The following is a 15,602-nucleotide window of genomic DNA, read 5'->3' as shown; positions in this document are numbered from 1 at the left end:
GACGCACTCCCTGCTGGCCGGGCTTCTGCTTCTGGCAGCGGTCGGCGGCGGTCTGGGCGTTTGGATGCTCGGACATTCGGGCCATGATGTCGCCGAAGGGGCGGCGTCCCTCGGCGCGCTTGGCGGCATAATGCTGCTTGTCGCCAGTAGCCTATACGCACGCCGCCACAAGAAACAGGAAAGCCGGGATATCGATGGCTGACGCACCTCAAATCCCCGACGAAGCCGAAGTCCGCGCGCGCTGGGGCGCTTTTGCGTGGACGCCCGAGAATGCCGAAAAGGCGAAGACCGTCGTCGCGCGCTATCCCGCGGGGCGGCAGCGCTCGGCGGTGATGCCCTTGCTCGACCTTGCGCAGCGGCAGGTCGGGACGGAGACGAACACGCAGGGCTGGCTGCCCGTGCCGGTGATCGAATATGTCGCCGCCGCGCTCGATATGCCGTTCATCCGCGCCTACGAGGTCGCGACCTTCTACACCATGTACAATCTCGCACCGGTCGGCCGCTATCATGTGCAGGTGTGCGGCACGACGCCGTGCCTGCTGCGCGGGTCGGACGACGTCATGGCCGCGTGCAAGAATCGCGGCATGGTGAAGGGCAAGACCACGCCCGACGGCCTGTTCACGCTGACCGAGGTCGAGTGCATGGGCACCTGCACCAACGCGCCGATGGTCCAGATCAACGACGATAATTACGAAGATCTCGATTACGACAGCACGGTCCGCTTGCTCGACGATCTCGCCGCGGGCAAGCAGCCGAAGGCGGGCACACAGAACCCCAAGCGTCACACCAGCGAGCCCGAAGGCGGCCCGACGACGCTGAAGGAAATGGTCAAGGCCAATCACGATTACCGGAAGGCGTGGTGATGAAGGCCAGCACCCCGTTTCTTCGTCATGCCGGACTTGATCCGGCATCCCGCTTTGCGGCGGTGAATAGCGGGACCCCGGATCAAGTCCGGGGTGACGATGCAGGAGAGGTCGCGTGAGCCAGAAGGATATCATCACGATCCTCGCGATCATCGGCGCGCTGGTCGTGCTGGGCTTCGTGCTGCGCGTTACCTTCGCGCTGATCGGGCCGCTGCTGGTGCTCGCGCTCGGCTATGTCGCGTACAAGATGCTGAAGAAGGGCGAGCGGCGATGACGCGTTCGGCGCTCGATGTCAGGACCCATCCTTTTCGCTCGGGATTGGTCTGGGCGGCCATCTATCTGCCGCTCATGCTGCTGATCAATTTGCTGCTCGGCAATCAGCTCTCCGAAAGGCAGATCATCATCATGGCCTTGCTGGCGGTTCCGGCCGGAATCCTATGGGGCTATTCGACGAAGTTCGTATTGAAGGGGGGCTCATCTCGTGCTCGCTGACAAGGACCGCATTTTCACCAATCTCTACGGGTTCCAGCCGTGGAACCTCAAGGCCGCGCAGGCGCGCGGCGATTGGGACAAGACCAAGGATTTGATGAAGCGCGGCCAGGACGCGATCATCGAGGAGGTCAAGGCGTCGGGCCTGCGCGGCCGCGGCGGCGCGGGCTTCCCCACGGGCCTCAAATGGTCGTTCATGCCGAAGGAGCCGCGCGCCGACCGCCCGAGCTTCCTCGTCATCAACGCCGACGAATCCGAGCCAGGCAGTTGCAAGGATCGCGAGATCATCCGCCACGATCCGCACAAGCTGATCGAGGGCGCGCTGATCGCGGGCTTCGCGATGCGCGCGCGCGCGGCGTACATTTACATTCGCGGCGAGTTCATCCGCGAGGCCGAAACGCTCTTCGCGGCGGTGCAGGAAGCGTATGACGCGGGCCTGCTCGGCAAGAATGCCGCGAAGTCGGGCTATGATTTCGACGTCTTCGTCCACCGCGGCGCCGGGGCCTATATCTGCGGCGAAGAAACCGCGATGATCGAGAGCCTGGAGGGCAAGAAGGGCCAGCCGCGCCTGAAACCCCCGTTCCCGGCGGGTGCGGGCCTCTATGGCTGCCCGACGACGGTGAACAATGTCGAGAGCATCGCGGTCGTCCCGACGATCCTGCGCCGCGGCGCGTCGTGGTTCTCCAGCTTCGGGCGCGAGAACAACAAGGGCACCAAGCTCTTCCAGATCTCGGGCCATGTCGAGCGCCCGTGCGTCGTCGAGGAAGAGATGGGCATCCCGTTCCGCGACCTCATCGAAAAACATTGCGGCGGCATCCGCGGCGGCTGGGACAATCTGCTCGCGGTGATCCCCGGCGGCTCGTCGGTGCCGCTGGTTCCGGCGGCCGAGATCATGGACGCGCCGATGGATTTCGACGGGCTGAAGGCGCTCGGCTCGGGCCTCGGCACCGCCGCCGCGATCGTCATGGACAAGTCGACCGACGTCGTTCAGGCGATCAGCCGCATCAGCTATTTCTACAAGCATGAAAGCTGCGGCCAGTGCACCCCATGCCGCGAAGGCACCGGCTGGATGTGGCGCGTGATGGAGCGGCTGCGCACCGGCGACGCCGACATCAGCGAGATCGACACCCTGTTCGACGTGACCAAGCAGGTCGAAGGCCACACCATCTGCGCGCTCGGCGACGCGGCGGCGTGGCCGATCCAGGGTCTGATCCGCCATTTCCGACCTGAACTGGAACGCCGTATCGCCGAGAATGGCGGGGCGCTGGAGGCCGCGGAGTGATGGTGATCGCAATCGCCTTGTTGGCGGCGGCATCCGATAGCGGGCCAGCCGCCGATCCGGTCGCGCGGCAGACGTTGGCGCGCTACGCCGCCTGTGTGGCGGCGCAAAGCCCGGAGAAGGTTACCGATATTCTGACCCAGGATTTCCGTGCGACATCTTATGGCAATGGCCTGCGAAATCTTGTCCGGGCGAATGAGGAATGCGCCAAGCAAGTCGGCACGCGCGGTGAAAGACTGCGAGGAAGCAATCTTCCGTTCGCTGCGGCGCTGGCCGAGGCGTTGATGCGCGGAAACGGCGCGCCGCTCAACGTGCGTCTTGCGAAAGCGGCTTCCGGCAAGGAGGTTTCGACCTTCTCGGCATCCGACAAGGTGGCGATGTGCGTTGCGCGTTCGTCGCCCGATGACGTCGCAAACCTGTTCGCTACCGAACCTGGGTCGGACGCCGAGGCCGCTTCGGCCGCGAAATTGGGGCCTGTCGTCGCGCTCTGCAGCCAGGATGCGCGGTTGGATACGGGCATCGCCGGTCTTCGTGCCATCGTTGCAACCGCCAGTTTCCGTCTGTTGGCGGCGCAAGGACGTTGAGGAGGGTTGATATGATCTTTCATCCTTTCCATCCGAAAAGCCGCCGGGCCTGTAAGGGCGGCGCTGCGATTTCCGCCGTGCTGCTGCTTTGCGCGGCGCCCTTCGCGGCGCATGCCAAGCCGTCCGGCGACGGCATGCAGCCCGAGGCGCAGGTCGGTACGCGCTTTCTGAAGAAGCCGGTTGAGGTCAATCCGCGCGAGGCGGGGCTGGAACGCAAGAATTTCGCGCGCTGCGTCTATGGTCGCATTCCCGACCGCGTCGACAGGCTGCTCGAAAACAGCGATCCCGAGGGCATCGAATATTATGCCGCGGATACGACGCAGGAACGCTTCTGGCAGCAAATCAGCAGGGATAATTTCTGCGGTGAACTGAACTCGGCTGCGTCCGAGCATCGTCAGCTTAGCGTGTCGAACACGGCATTTCGCTCGATGATGCTCGAAGAAGCCTATCTCGCGCGCTTCAAGGCGGCGCCGGCGCTGCCCGAGGACGCGACTGAAGCGATCGATCGCCGCTATATCACCGAGGGTTCGGCCTCCCCGCGTGCGCTGGGCCGGTTCGCCGATTGCCTTGCATTTCGCGATACCGCGGGCGCGGACACGCTGCTGCGGACGATGCCGGGCAGCGACGAAGAGAAGCAGGCGGCGCGCTCGCTGGCGCCGGCTCTGGGAGCCTGTTTGATGCGGGGACAGACGCTTTCACTCAACACGGCGAATGTCCGCGCCTTCGCTGCGGATGGTCTATGGAACCGGTTCGTCCGGAACGCCGGCCCGGTTCCGGCGAAAGCGAATTGAGAAGATGGGGTATGCCTGGACTTACCGCAAACGGCGTAGAAATCAGCGTCCCGCAGGGCGCGCTGGCATGAAAACGCAAAAACTCCCCCCGCAGTTGAGGTTGATGCTGACGGCAATTTGCTTGTGTGCCGCGCCGATGGCCGTGCAAGCGCAGTTGAAGCCTGAGGTGCAGACCGGTTCTCATATACCGGTGCCGCCGAAAGTTGTTGAGGCCGAACATGCCGGCGTCATCAAAAAGGGATTCGCTCAATGTCTCTATCGCAAGAATCAACGGAAAGTCGCGGCACTTCTCGAAAATAGCGACTCCCAGTCGATCCGTTATGAAAAACTGGGAATATCCCAGAAAGATATCGGAGATTATCTGGGCATGTCTACGTGTCTAGGCAATCAGGCCGACTGGGATGTTTCGGCGCTAAGCTATCGGTTTTCGCCGCGCGAGTTGCGGTCCATGCTTCAGGAAGAGGATTATTTGGCTGCGCACGAACAACCCCCATCGCTTCCGCCCGGAAGCTTGGAAAATGTCGATCGGAAATATGTCTCCGACGGTCCCGACCTATATGCCGCACAGATTGTCGGTGCTTTTTCGGATTGCTTGACCTTCGAGAATACGGCGGGTGTGGACGCCATCTTGCGGAGCATGCCGGGCAGCAAGGAAGAACGCGCGGCTGCGCAAGCGCTCGGTCCGTCCCTCGGGACCTGCCTGAGCCAAGGGCAATCCCTGTCTCTGACTCCTGCTAATATTCGCACTTTTGCGGTCGAGGGCCTGTGGAGCCGCTATGCACACGGAGCACGTTCCGCGTCGATTGAAACGAATGGAAAACGCTGATGCCTAAGGTCATCATAGATGGCGTAGAGATCGACGTTCCGCAGGGCGCGACCGTTCTGCAGGCGTGTGAGTTGGCGGGGAAGGAAATCCCGCGCTTCTGCTATCATGAGCGCCTGTCGATCGCCGGCAATTGTCGCATGTGCCTCGTCGAGGTCGCGCCGGGGCCGCCGAAGCCGCAGGCGTCGTGCGCGCTGCCCGCCGCCGAGGGGCAGATCATCAAGACCGATAGCCCGATGGTGAAGAAGGCGCGCGAAGGGGTGATGGAGTTCCTGCTCATCAACCATCCGCTCGACTGCCCGATCTGCGACCAGGGCGGAGAGTGCGATCTGCAGGACCAGTCGGTCGCCTATGGCCGCGGCGCTTCACGCTATGACGAGAACAAGCGCGCGGTGACCGAGAAATATATGGGGCCCATCGTCAAGACGGTGATGACGCGCTGCATCCAGTGCACGCGCTGTGTCCGTTTTGCCGAAGAAGTCGCCGGGGTCGAGGATATCGGCGCGATCTATCGCGGCGAGAATATGCAGATCACGTCGTATCTGGAGCGCGCGGTGAACAGCGAGCTTTCGGGCAATGTCGTCGATCTGTGCCCCGTCGGCGCGCTGACGTCGAAGCCTTATGCGTTCGAGGCGCGGCCGTGGGAGCTCACCAAGACGCTCGGCATCGACATGAGCGACGCAGTCGGCACCAACGTCCGCATCGACAGCCGCGGGCGGCAGGTGCTGCGCGTGCTGCCGCGGGTCAACGACGATGTGAATGAGGAATGGGCGAGCGACAAGACGCGCCACCATGTCGACGGCCTGATCCGCCGCCGCCTCGACCGGCCTTACATCCGCAAAAGCGGCCAGCTTGTCGAAGCGAGTTGGGCCGAGGCGTTCGACGCGATCAAGGCCGCGAAGGCGGGGTCGTCGGTCGCGGCGATCGCGGGCGACATGGCCGATTGCGAAACGATGTTCGCCGCGAAGGCGCTGGTCACCGCGCTTGGCGGCAATCTGTTCGAGGGGCGCCAGACCGGGCTCGACTATGACGTCACCAGCCTGTCGGCGGTCAATTTCAACACCGGGATTGCCGAGGCCGAGAATGCCGACGTGATCCTGCTCGTCGGCACCAACCTGCGCTGGGAAGCGCCGCTGATCAACACGCGCGTCCGCAAGGCAGCGTGGAAGAAGGGCGCCAAGGTTTATGGCATCGGGCCGGAGATCGACCTGACCTACAAGGTCGAATGGCTCGGCGACGATGCCTCGCTGGTCGCGAAGCTGCCGCAGGCGGCGCTCGACGCGCTCAAGGGCGCCGAGCGACCGATGCTGATCTTCGGCGGCGGCGCGCTGTCGGTGCCGGGCGTGCATGGCGCGGCGCTGGCGCTCGCAAAGAGCGTGAACGCGGTCAAGGACGGCTGGAACGGCTTCAACGTCGTCCATTTCTCGGCCGCGCGGATGGGCGCGCTGATGCTCGGCTATGCACAGCCGGGCGGGATCAGGGACGTGATCGCGGCGAAGCCCAAGCTCGCTTTCTTCCTCGGCGCCGACGAGGTCGATTTCGCGGCGTTCGCGGGGACGCTGAAGGTCTATGTCGGCCACCATGGCGACAAGGGCGCGCACGCGGCCGACGTTATCCTGCCCGCCGCGGCGTGGACCGAGAAGGATTTCACCACGGTCAACACCGAAGGCCGCATCCAGCGTAGCGAGAAGGCGGTGTTCGCGCCGGGCGATGCGCGCGAGGACTGGAGCATCTTCCGCGCGCTTGCCGATGCGCTGGGCGTGTCGGTCGGCTTCGACAGCTTCGCCGAGTGCCGCGCGGCGATGATCGCGGCGGTTCCGGCGCTGGGCGCGGAAGGGCTCGCCGACTATGGCTGGTCGGTTCCGAAGCTGCCCGCGAAGCCCGAGGCGCGCGCGATCCCGTCGCCGATCAAGGATTTCTACCTGACCAACGCCATCTGCCGCGCGTCGCCGACGATGCAGCGCTGTTCGGACGAACTGCTCCACGGCGGTGATTATGCGGAGGCGGCGGAATGACCGAGTTTTTCCAATCTCTCGGCATGTCCTACGAATGGGCGTGGGGCGTCGCGACGATCTGCGGCATCCTGCTGATCGCGCTGCCGCTGATGCTCGCGGTCGCGATGATCATCTATGCCGACCGCAAGATCTGGGCGGCGATGGCGCTGCGGCGCGGGCCGAACGTCGTCGGGCCTTTCGGCCTGCTCCAGAGCTTCGCCGACGGGCTGAAGGTGTTCCTGCAGGAAACGATCATCCCGTCGAGCGCGAACCGCGGCCTGTTCCTGATCGCACCGATCATCACCTTCACGGTGGCGCTGATGGCGTGGGCGGTGATCCCGTTCAATTCGGGCGCGGTGCTCGCCGACATCAATGTCGGGCTGCTCTACATCCTCGCGATCAGTTCGCTCGGCGTCTACGGCGTCATCCTATCGGGTTGGTCGTCGAACTCGAAATATCCCTTCTTTTCCGCGATGCGCGCCTCGGCGCAGATGATCAGCTATGAAGTCTCGATCGGCTTCATCCTGATCGGCGTCGTGCTGTTCGCCGACAGCTTCAACCTCAATGAGATCGTCAAGGCGCAGCAGGGGCATGGGCTTGGGCTGGTCAACGCCTTCGGCTTCAACCTGCTGCTCTTCCCGCTCGCGGTGCTGTTCTTCATCTCGTCGCTGGCCGAGACCGCGCGCACGCCGTTCGACCTGACCGAGGCCGAAAGCGAGCTCGTCGCGGGCTATCAGACCGAATATTCGTCGATGAGCTTCGCGCTCTTCTGGCTCGGCGAATATGCCAACGTGCTGTTGATGTGCACGCTCAACGCGGTGCTCTTCTGGGGCGGATGGCTGCCGCCGATCGACTGGGCGCCGCTCTATGCCGTCCCCGGCATCATCTGGTTGTTCGCGAAGATACTCTTCTTCTTCTTCGCCTTCAGCTGGGTGAAGGCGACCGTCCCGCGCTATCGCTACGACCAGCTCATGCGGCTGGGCTGGAAGGTCTTTCTGCCGATCTCGCTGTTCTGGATCTTCCTGATCTCCGGCTATCTGATGCTGACGAGGTATGGGGCATGAACGCTCACATATTTTTGTCGGGCGCCATGTCATTGGCCGCTGCCAGCTCTCCGGCTTTGGCGGAGCCAGCAGTGCCAGCACCGCCGCGTCCTTCGACCGGTAAAATTACCTGTGATTTGAAAAATCACTTGGATCAGATGGTGCAGTTGGAAGCTGTACTTAGCTCGTCAGACGGCACATCAGATGGGAAGGCTCGCCCCAAGCTGAGCATAAGCGGGTCTGGAAATCGGTCTCTTGATGGCGATTATGACGGGTGGGAAAATACATCCAATGCCTCAATGTCATTCTCATATGTCAACCGGCTCGACCACTCTTTGGTTACGATGACTTTGTTCGGTTTTTCTTGGTCATCACGCCGCGCCGCAGCCGTCGCCGAAGTCACGCCCATTGCCGGAGGTGAGCATGTTCTGTTTGCTGGCCTTTGTTCGTGGGTGAGGTAGGATTCGATCAATGACAATCGCCCATCTCGTCAAAAGCTTCACGCTTTGGGAGTTCGTCAAAGCCCATTGGCTGACGCTCAAATATTTCTTCAAGCCGAAGGCGACGATCAACTATCCGTTCGAGAAAAACCCTTTGTCGCCCCGTTTCCGCGGTGAACATGCGCTGCGCCGTTACCCGAACGGCGAGGAGCGCTGCATCGCGTGCAAGCTGTGCGAAGCGGTGTGCCCGGCGCAGGCGATCACCATCGAGGCCGAGCCGCGCGATGACGGCTCGCGCCGCACGACGCGCTACGACATCGACATGACCAAGTGCATCTATTGCGGCTTCTGTCAGGAAGCCTGCCCGGTCGATGCGGTGGTCGAGGGGCCGAACTTCGAATTCGCGACCGAAACGCGCGAGGAGCTGCTCTATGACAAGGCGAAGCTGCTCGCCAACGGCGACAAATGGGAGCGCGCGATCGCGGCGAATCTTGCCGCCGACGCGCCCTATCGATAAGGGCGCGCGCATATGATTCAGGTCATCGCCTTTTGGCTCTTCGCGACGCTCGTCATCGCCTCCGCGGTCATGGTGATTTTCTCGCGCAACCCGGTCCACAGCGTCATGTGGCTGATCCTCGCCTTTTTCAATGCGGCTGGGCTGATGCTGCTTGTCGGGGCCGAATTCATCGCGATGCTGCTCGTCATCGTCTATGTCGGTGCGGTTGCGGTGCTGTTCCTCTTCGTCGTGATGATGCTCAACATCGATTTCGCCGAATTGCGCGCGGGTTTCGTGCGCTACATGCCCTTGGGTGCGCTTGTCGCGGTCATCCTGGCGGCCGAGTTGATCTTTGCGCTGGGCGCGTGGAGTGCTGGCGGGGTCAACCTTGCCGCACGCGCGGCGCCGGCCACGGCCGACACCAGCAATATCCAGCAAATCGGCGAACTGCTCTACACGCGCTATATCTTCCTGTTCGAGGCCGCAGGCATTGTCCTTCTCGTCGCGATGGTCGGCGCGATCGTGCTCACCCACCGCCAGCGCGGGGGGGTGCGGACTCAGAATATTTCGGCACAGAACCGGCGCCGTCCGGAGGACGCGACGCGTCTGGTCGATCCAGGCGTCGGGCAGGGGATGGAATTGTGATTTCGATCGGCCATTATCTCGCCGTTTCGGCGGTGCTGTTCACGCTCGGCGTGCTTGGCATCTTCATCAACCGCAAGAATATCATCGTCATCCTGATGGCGATCGAACTGATCCTGCTCGCGGTGAACATCAACCTCGTCGCGTTCAGCGCGGCGCTCGGCGATCTCGTCGGCCAGGTGTTCGCGATGTTCGTGCTGACGGTGGCCGCGGGCGAAGCGGCGATCGGCCTTGCCATTCTCGTTATCTATTTCCGCGGCCGCGGCACCATTGCCGTCGACGATGCCAACCGGATGAAGGGGTAAACCGGTGATCAACACCATCCTCGTCATCCCAGCGAAAGCTGGGATCGCCCTCCCGGCAACGCGGCGTCAGGTCGCGAGCGGTTCCAGCTTTCGCTGGAACGACGGAGTTTTCGCATGATCCAGGCGATCGTTTTCCTGCCGCTGCTCGCGGCGATTGTCGCTGGCCTCGGTCAGCGCGTCATCGGCAATGTTCCGTCGAAAATCATCACCACGGGTGCGCTGTTCCTGAGCTGCGCGCTGAGCTGGCCGATCTTCCTGTCGTTCGTTGCAGGGACGGGCGAGGCGGGCGTGACGCCGGTGCTGCACTGGGTGTCCTCGGGCGCGCTCCAGTTCAACTGGGAGCTGCGCGTCGATACGCTGACCGCGGTGATGCTCGTCGTGATCACGACGGTGTCGGCGCTCGTCCACCTCTATAGCTGGGGCTATATGGCGGAGGACCCGGACCAGCCGCGCTTCTTCGCCTATCTGTCGCTCTTCACCTTCGCGATGCTGATGCTCGTGACCGCGAACAATCTCGTCCAGATGTTCTTCGGCTGGGAGGGCGTCGGCCTCGCATCCTATCTGCTCATCGGTTTCTGGTACAAGAAGCCGAGCGCCAATGCCGCCGCGATCAAGGCGTTCGTCGTCAACCGCGTCGGCGACCTCGGCTTCATGCTCGGTATCTTCGGCACCTTCCTCGTGTTCGGCACCGTATCGATCCCCGAGATTCTGGCCGCCGCGCCGGGTATGGCGGGGTCGACGATCGGCTTTCTCGGCCACCGCTTCGACACGATGACCGTGCTCTGCCTGCTGCTGTTCATCGGCGCGATGGGCAAGTCGGCGCAGCTCGGCCTGCACACCTGGCTTCCCGACGCGATGGAGGGCCCGACCCCGGTGTCGGCGCTGATCCACGCCGCGACGATGGTCACCGCGGGCGTGTTCATGGTGTGCCGCCTGTCGCCGATGTTCGAGGCCGCGCCGGTCGCAGCGGGCGTCGTGACCTTCGTCGGCGCCGCCACCTGTTTCTTCGCCGCGACGGTCGGCACGACCCAGTGGGACATCAAGCGCGTCATCGCCTATTCGACCTGTTCGCAGCTCGGCTACATGTTCTTCGCCGCGGGCGTCGGCGCCTATGGTGCGGCGATGTTCCACCTTTTCACCCACGCCTTCTTCAAGGCGCTGCTGTTCCTCGGCGCGGGTTCGGTGATCCATGCGATGCACCACGAACAGGACATGCGCTATTACGGCGCGCTGCGTAAGCACATCCCGCTCACTTACTGGGCGATGATGGCGGGGACGCTGGCGATCACCGGCGTCGGCATCGCGGGCGTCGCGGGTTTTGCAGGCTTCTATTCGAAGGACGGCATCCTCGAGGCGGCCTATGCCGCGGGCGGCGGCGGTCAGGTCGCTTTCTGGGTCGGCACCTTCGCGGCGCTGCTCACCAGCTTCTATTCGTGGCGCCTCGTCTTCCTGACCTTTCATGGCAAGCCGCGCTGGGATCAGAGCGAGCATATCCAGCATGCGGTGCATGACGATCACGCGCACGGCCATGACGATCATGCCCATGCGCATCACCATGATACGCACGGCGATGGCACCGCGGGCTATCATCCGCACGAAAGCCCGCTCTCGATGCTGATCCCGCTCGGCGTCTTGTCGCTCGGCGCGGTGTTCGCGGGTTTCGTCTTCCACCATCAGTTCATCGATCCCGAGGGCGGGCTCGCCTTCTGGAAGGGCAGCCTCTTCTTCGACGAGCATCTGATGCACGCGGCGCACCTGGTGCCGACCTGGATCAAGTGGATGCCGTTCACCGCGATGGCGATCGGTCTGGTGATTGCGTGGAACAATTACATCCGCGACACCAGCTTGCCGGCGAAGTTCGTGGCGCAGTTCAGGCTGCTGCACCAGTTCCTGTATAACAAATGGTATTTCGACGAGCTCTACAACGTCCTGTTCGTGAAGCCCGCCTTCGCGATCGGCCGCTTCTTCTGGAAGCGCGGGGATGAAGGCACCATCGACCGCTTCGGTCCCGATGGCGTCGCGGCGCTCGTACAAGGGGGGACCCGGCTCGCGGTCCGGCTGCAATCGGGTTATGTTTATGGATATGCGTTCGTGATGCTGCTCGGTCTCGTCGGCCTCGCCAGCTGGGCCATGGTGAAGTTCCTGTGAGCGGCTTTCCCATCCTGTCGCTGATGCTGGCGGTCCCCGCGATCGCTGCCATCCTCTGCGTCTTCGCGAACGACCGCAGCGCGCGGATGATCGCGCTCGTCGCGACGCTGCTCGACTTTGCGCTCGGCGTCATGCTGTGGGCGAATTTCGACATCGGCGGCGCGCAGTGGCAGTTCGTCGAATCCGCGCCGCTCTTCGGCCGCTTTAACTATGCGCTCGGCATCGACGGCATGGCGCTGATGCTGATCCTCCTCAGCGTCTTCCTGATGCCGCTCTGCATCCTTGCGAGCTGGGAGTCGGTGACGAAGCGCGTCGGTCTTTACATGGCGATGTTCCTCGTCATGGAAGTCGTCATGCTGGGCGTCTTCATGGCGCAGGATCTGCTACTCTTCTACATCTTCTTCGAGGCCGGCCTGATCCCGATGTATTTCATCATCGGTATCTGGGGCGGGCAAAATCGCATCTATGCGGCGTTCAAATTCTTCCTCTACACGCTGCTCGGCTCGGTGTTGATGCTGATCGCGATGATCGCGATGATCCGCGAGGCCGGGACGACCGACATTCCGACGCTGCTCGTCTATAATTTCCCGCCGGAAATGCAGACGTGGCTGTGGCTCGCCTTCTTCGCCAGCCTTGCGGTCAAGATGCCGATGTGGCCGGTCCACACCTGGCTTCCCGACGCGCACGTGCAAGCGCCGACCGCAGGCTCGATGATCCTGGCGGGCGTGCTGCTCAAGATGGGTTCGTACGGCTTCATCCGTTTCATGATGCCGATGTTCCCCGATGCCTCGGCGCAGCTCATGTGGCTGGTTTTCGGTCTGTCGATGGTTGCGGTCGTATACACCAGCCTCGTCGCGCTGGTGCAGAGCGACATGAAGAAGCTGATCGCTTATTCGTCGGTCGCGCATATGGCGATCGTTACTGCGGGCCTCTTCGCGTTCAACCAGCAGGGGATCGAGGGTGCGCTGATCGTCATGCTCAGCCACGGCGTCGTGTCGGCCGCGCTCTTCTTCTGCGTCGGCGTGATCTATGACCGGCTGCATACGCGCGAGATCAGCCGCTATGGCGGGCTTGCGGTCAACATGCCGGCCTATGCGCTCTTCTTCATGCTGTTCACCATGGCGTCGATCGGCCTGCCGGGAACGAGCGGCTTCGTCGGCGAATTCCTGAGCCTCGCCGGCATCTATGAAGCGTCGAGCTGGGTCGCGCTCGTCTGCACCACCGGCATCATTCTCGGCGCCGCTTACATGCTCTATCTCTATCGCCGCGTCGTGTTCGGCGACCTCACCAAGGACGATGTGAAGGCCATGGCCGATATCAATCCCCGCGAATGGGCGATCTTCGTGCCGCTGGCCGCGGTCGCGCTGTGGATGGGCGTCTATCCCGAAAGCTTCCTCGCGCCGATGCGCGGCGACGTGACCACGGTGGTCGCGCGGCTCGCCCCGGCCAAGCCCGCAGGCGACGCGCACGTCACGGCAGGCAAGCCGAAGGCGGCCGCTCCGGCGCATGGAGACGCCAAGGGCGAAGCGCATCATGCGGGAGGCGTCCAATGACCGCCGATCTCGCTCTCGTCTGGCCCGAGCTGATCCTGACGATCGGCGGGCTGATCACCCTGATGCTTGGCGCCTTCCTGGGCGATCGCAGTGTCGGCACCTATCAGCTTGCGGCGATGTTGACGCTCGCTGCGGCTGCGGCTGCGGTCCTTTCGCTGGTCGGTGTCGAAACGACAGTGTTTTCGGGAACCTTGTCGGTCGATGGCTTTGGCGGCTTCGCCAAGCTGCTCCTCTATGCCGCGAGCTTCGTCTGCGTGCTGATCGCGCCGCGCTTCTTCAAGGACGGGATGCGCGCCGAATATCCGGCGCTGATTCTGTTCGCTGCACTCGGCATGGGAATCATGGCGTCGGCGCGCGATCTGATGACGCTATACGTGGGGCTCGAACTCAACAGCCTTGCTTCCTATGTTCTCGCCAGTTTCATGCGCAGCGATGAGCGGTCGAGCGAAGCGGGGCTCAAATATTTCGTTCTCGGTGCGCTCGCGTCGGGCATTCTGCTCTATGGTATCTCGCTGCTCTATGGCTTCACCGGGACGACCGATTTCGCGCGCATCGCGCAGGCCGTCGGCGGCGAGCTCAACATCGGGATCATCTTCGGCATCGTCTTTGTGATCGCGGGGCTGGCGTTCAAGATCAGCGCGGTTCCGTTCCATATGTGGACCCCGGACGTCTATGAAGGCGCGCCCACGCCGGTAACGACCTTCTTCGCCACCGCGCCGAAGGTCGCGGCGATGGCGCTGATGACGCGCGTCGTGATTGGAGCGATGGGGCCGGCGGTCGGCGCGTGGCAGCAGATCATGATCTTCCTCGCGCTCGCCTCGATCATCCTCGGCGCTGTCGGCGCGATCGGACAGAAGAACATCAAGCGTCTGCTTGCTTACTCGTCGATCAACAATGTCGGCTATATGCTGATCGGCCTTGCCGCGGGAACCCAGCAGGGGGTCGAGGGCGTGCTGACCTATCTGCTCGTCTATGTCGTGACGACGATCGGCAGCTTCCTCGTCGTGATGCAGCTCCGCGACGATCAAGGCCACCAGATCGAGAGCATCCCGGCGCTCGCGGGCTATTCGCAGCGCCGTCCCGGCCTCGCCGCGGCGATGGCGGTGTTCCTGTTCAGCCTCGCCGGCATCCCGCCGCTCTTCGGCTTCTGGCCGAAGTATCTGGTGTTCGAGGCCGCGGTGAACGCGAACCTCGTGCCGCTGGCGGTCGCTGGCATCGTTGCTTCGGTGATCGGCGCCTTCTACTATATCGCGATCATCAAGACGATGTACTTTGACGAGAAGTCTGAGACCGAGTTTCCGAAGGGCACTGGTACGGTGGTCGAGGATGCGGTGATCACCGCGAGTGCGCTGTGGCTGTCGGTCATCGGCTATCTCTTCATCGGTGTGCTGGCGGCGCTTTCCGCCAGCGCCGCGGCGGTGCTGTTCTGATCCCGCCGATCGAGCGGATCGCGCAGACAGGTTCGACCAACGCCGACCTGCTGGCGCGGCTGGCAGGCGGCGAGCATGTCGGCGAGGGGCATTGGCTCGTCGCAGACCGTCAGACCGCTGGGCGCGGTCGCCTCGGGCGTCCGTGGGATGACGGGCAGGGCAATTTCATGGGCTCGACCGTCGTGCAGCTTACCGCGGGCGATCCGTCGCCCGCGACGCTGGCGCTGGTCGTGGCGGTCGCGCTGGCGAAGGTGGTGACGATCTTCGCGCCCTCGGTTCCGCTTCAGCTCAAATGGCCGAACGATCTGCTCGTCGATGGCGCGAAATGTTCGGGCATATTGCTCGAGCGCAGCGGCAATGCGGTGGTGATCGGAATCGGGGTCAATCTCACCTCGGCGCCCGAACTGCCCGACCGCGCGACCTTTTCCTTTGCGGGGGTCGGCATCGCGATCGACCGCGACCGCTTTGCCGAGGCGCTGGCGGTCGCGCTGGTCGACGCGCTGTGGACGTGGCGACAGGAAGGCGTCGCAAGCGTCGTCCGCGCCTGGCTGCCGCTTGGGCATCCGGTCGGGACGCCGCTGCGCGTGTCCGAACAGGGCATCGACGGCACCTTCGACGGGCTCGCGCCCGACGGCGCGCTACGCTTGCGCCGCGCCGACGGGGAAGTCATGTTGATCCACGCGGGCGACGTCGAACTGCAACGGTCCGTGAAGGGGAACTAA

At 63.4% G+C, this 15,602-nt stretch carries 18 protein-coding genes; all 18 read left to right on the top strand.

From position 1 onward, the window contains the following. The first annotated feature begins 64 nt into the window (after positions 1 to 64). The 18 genes from ACVENA_RS09290 to ACVENA_RS09205 all read left to right on the top strand — a co-directional run bounded on the left by ACVENA_RS09290 (position 65) and on the right by ACVENA_RS09205 (position 15,602). Entirely contained in the window at positions 65 to 202 is a 138-nt protein-coding gene (locus ACVENA_RS09290; protein WP_449328918.1) for a hypothetical protein, read from the top strand. After that, entirely contained in the window at positions 195 to 863 is a 669-nt protein-coding gene (locus ACVENA_RS09285) for a complex I 24 kDa subunit family protein (RefSeq protein ID WP_449328562.1), read from the top strand. Before ACVENA_RS09290 ends, ACVENA_RS09285 begins: the two co-directional genes overlap by 8 nt. A gap of 115 nt (positions 864 to 978) precedes the next feature. Beyond that, complete coding sequence (locus ACVENA_RS09280; RefSeq protein ID WP_449328561.1) at positions 979 to 1,137, top strand: hypothetical protein; 159 nt, start codon at positions 979 to 981, stop codon at positions 1,135 to 1,137. After that, on the top strand, positions 1,134 to 1,355 hold the full coding sequence (locus ACVENA_RS09275) for a hypothetical protein (RefSeq protein ID WP_449328560.1): 222 nt from the start codon (positions 1,134 to 1,136) through the stop codon (positions 1,353 to 1,355). The genes ACVENA_RS09280 and ACVENA_RS09275 overlap by 4 nt, the downstream gene beginning before the upstream one ends. Further along, positions 1,345 to 2,634 (top strand): NADH-quinone oxidoreductase subunit NuoF, encoded by a 1,290-nt coding sequence (nuoF, locus tag ACVENA_RS09270; protein WP_449328559.1) that lies wholly within the window; start codon positions 1,345 to 1,347, stop codon positions 2,632 to 2,634. Before ACVENA_RS09275 ends, nuoF begins: the two co-directional genes overlap by 11 nt. Then, positions 2,634 to 3,215, top strand: a complete 582-nt coding sequence (locus ACVENA_RS09265) for a hypothetical protein (protein WP_449328558.1) — start codon at positions 2,634 to 2,636, stop codon at positions 3,213 to 3,215. The genes nuoF and ACVENA_RS09265 overlap by 1 nt, the downstream gene beginning before the upstream one ends. Before the next feature lie 11 nt (positions 3,216 to 3,226). Further along, entirely contained in the window at positions 3,227 to 4,006 is a 780-nt protein-coding gene (locus ACVENA_RS09260; protein ID WP_449328557.1) for a hypothetical protein, read from the top strand. 67 nt (positions 4,007 to 4,073) lie between these two features. Continuing rightward, positions 4,074 to 4,832: a hypothetical protein gene (locus ACVENA_RS09255; protein WP_449328556.1), complete on the top strand. Its 759-nt coding sequence runs from the start codon at positions 4,074 to 4,076 to the stop codon at positions 4,830 to 4,832. After that, a complete protein-coding gene (nuoG, locus tag ACVENA_RS09250; RefSeq protein WP_449328555.1) occupies positions 4,832 to 6,844 on the top strand; it encodes an NADH-quinone oxidoreductase subunit NuoG in 2,013 nt (670 codons plus the stop codon). Before ACVENA_RS09255 ends, nuoG begins: the two co-directional genes overlap by 1 nt. Further along, complete coding sequence (gene nuoH, locus ACVENA_RS09245; RefSeq protein WP_257550264.1) at positions 6,841 to 7,887, top strand: NADH-quinone oxidoreductase subunit NuoH; 1,047 nt, start codon at positions 6,841 to 6,843, stop codon at positions 7,885 to 7,887. The genes nuoG and nuoH overlap by 4 nt, the downstream gene beginning before the upstream one ends. Beyond that, positions 7,884 to 8,327 carry a hypothetical protein gene (locus tag ACVENA_RS09240; protein ID WP_449328554.1) on the top strand — a complete coding sequence of 148 codons (444 nt, stop codon included), beginning with the start codon at positions 7,884 to 7,886 and terminating at the stop codon, positions 8,325 to 8,327. Before nuoH ends, ACVENA_RS09240 begins: the two co-directional genes overlap by 4 nt. Positions 8,328 to 8,337: 10 nt before the next feature. Beyond that, a complete protein-coding gene (gene nuoI / locus ACVENA_RS09235; RefSeq protein WP_449328553.1) occupies positions 8,338 to 8,823 on the top strand; it encodes an NADH-quinone oxidoreductase subunit NuoI in 486 nt (161 codons plus the stop codon). 12 nt (positions 8,824 to 8,835) lie between these two features. Next, a complete protein-coding gene (locus ACVENA_RS09230) occupies positions 8,836 to 9,447 on the top strand; it encodes an NADH-quinone oxidoreductase subunit J (protein ID WP_449328552.1) in 612 nt (203 codons plus the stop codon). Then, entirely contained in the window at positions 9,444 to 9,749 is a 306-nt protein-coding gene (nuoK, locus tag ACVENA_RS09225) for an NADH-quinone oxidoreductase subunit NuoK (protein ID WP_338113190.1), read from the top strand. The genes ACVENA_RS09230 and nuoK overlap by 4 nt, the downstream gene beginning before the upstream one ends. A 114-nt stretch (positions 9,750 to 9,863) precedes the next feature. Next, complete coding sequence (nuoL, locus tag ACVENA_RS09220) at positions 9,864 to 11,897, top strand: NADH-quinone oxidoreductase subunit L (RefSeq protein WP_449328551.1); 2,034 nt, start codon at positions 9,864 to 9,866, stop codon at positions 11,895 to 11,897. Then, positions 11,894 to 13,450, top strand: coding sequence for an NADH-quinone oxidoreductase subunit M (locus ACVENA_RS09215; RefSeq protein WP_449328550.1), 1,557 nt, complete (start codon positions 11,894 to 11,896; stop codon positions 13,448 to 13,450). The genes nuoL and ACVENA_RS09215 overlap by 4 nt, the downstream gene beginning before the upstream one ends. Then, entirely contained in the window at positions 13,447 to 14,880 is a 1,434-nt protein-coding gene (gene nuoN, locus ACVENA_RS09210; protein WP_449328549.1) for an NADH-quinone oxidoreductase subunit NuoN, read from the top strand. The genes ACVENA_RS09215 and nuoN overlap by 4 nt, the downstream gene beginning before the upstream one ends. Next, on the top strand, positions 14,802 to 15,602 hold the full coding sequence (locus ACVENA_RS09205) for a biotin--[acetyl-CoA-carboxylase] ligase (protein ID WP_449328548.1): 801 nt from the start codon (positions 14,802 to 14,804) through the stop codon (positions 15,600 to 15,602). The genes nuoN and ACVENA_RS09205 overlap by 79 nt, the downstream gene beginning before the upstream one ends.

The sequence above is a fragment of the Sphingopyxis sp. 550A genome (genome assembly GCF_053569535.1).
The sequence above is the reverse complement of the archived record's forward strand: the minus strand, read 5'-3'. Positions and strand labels throughout refer to the sequence as shown.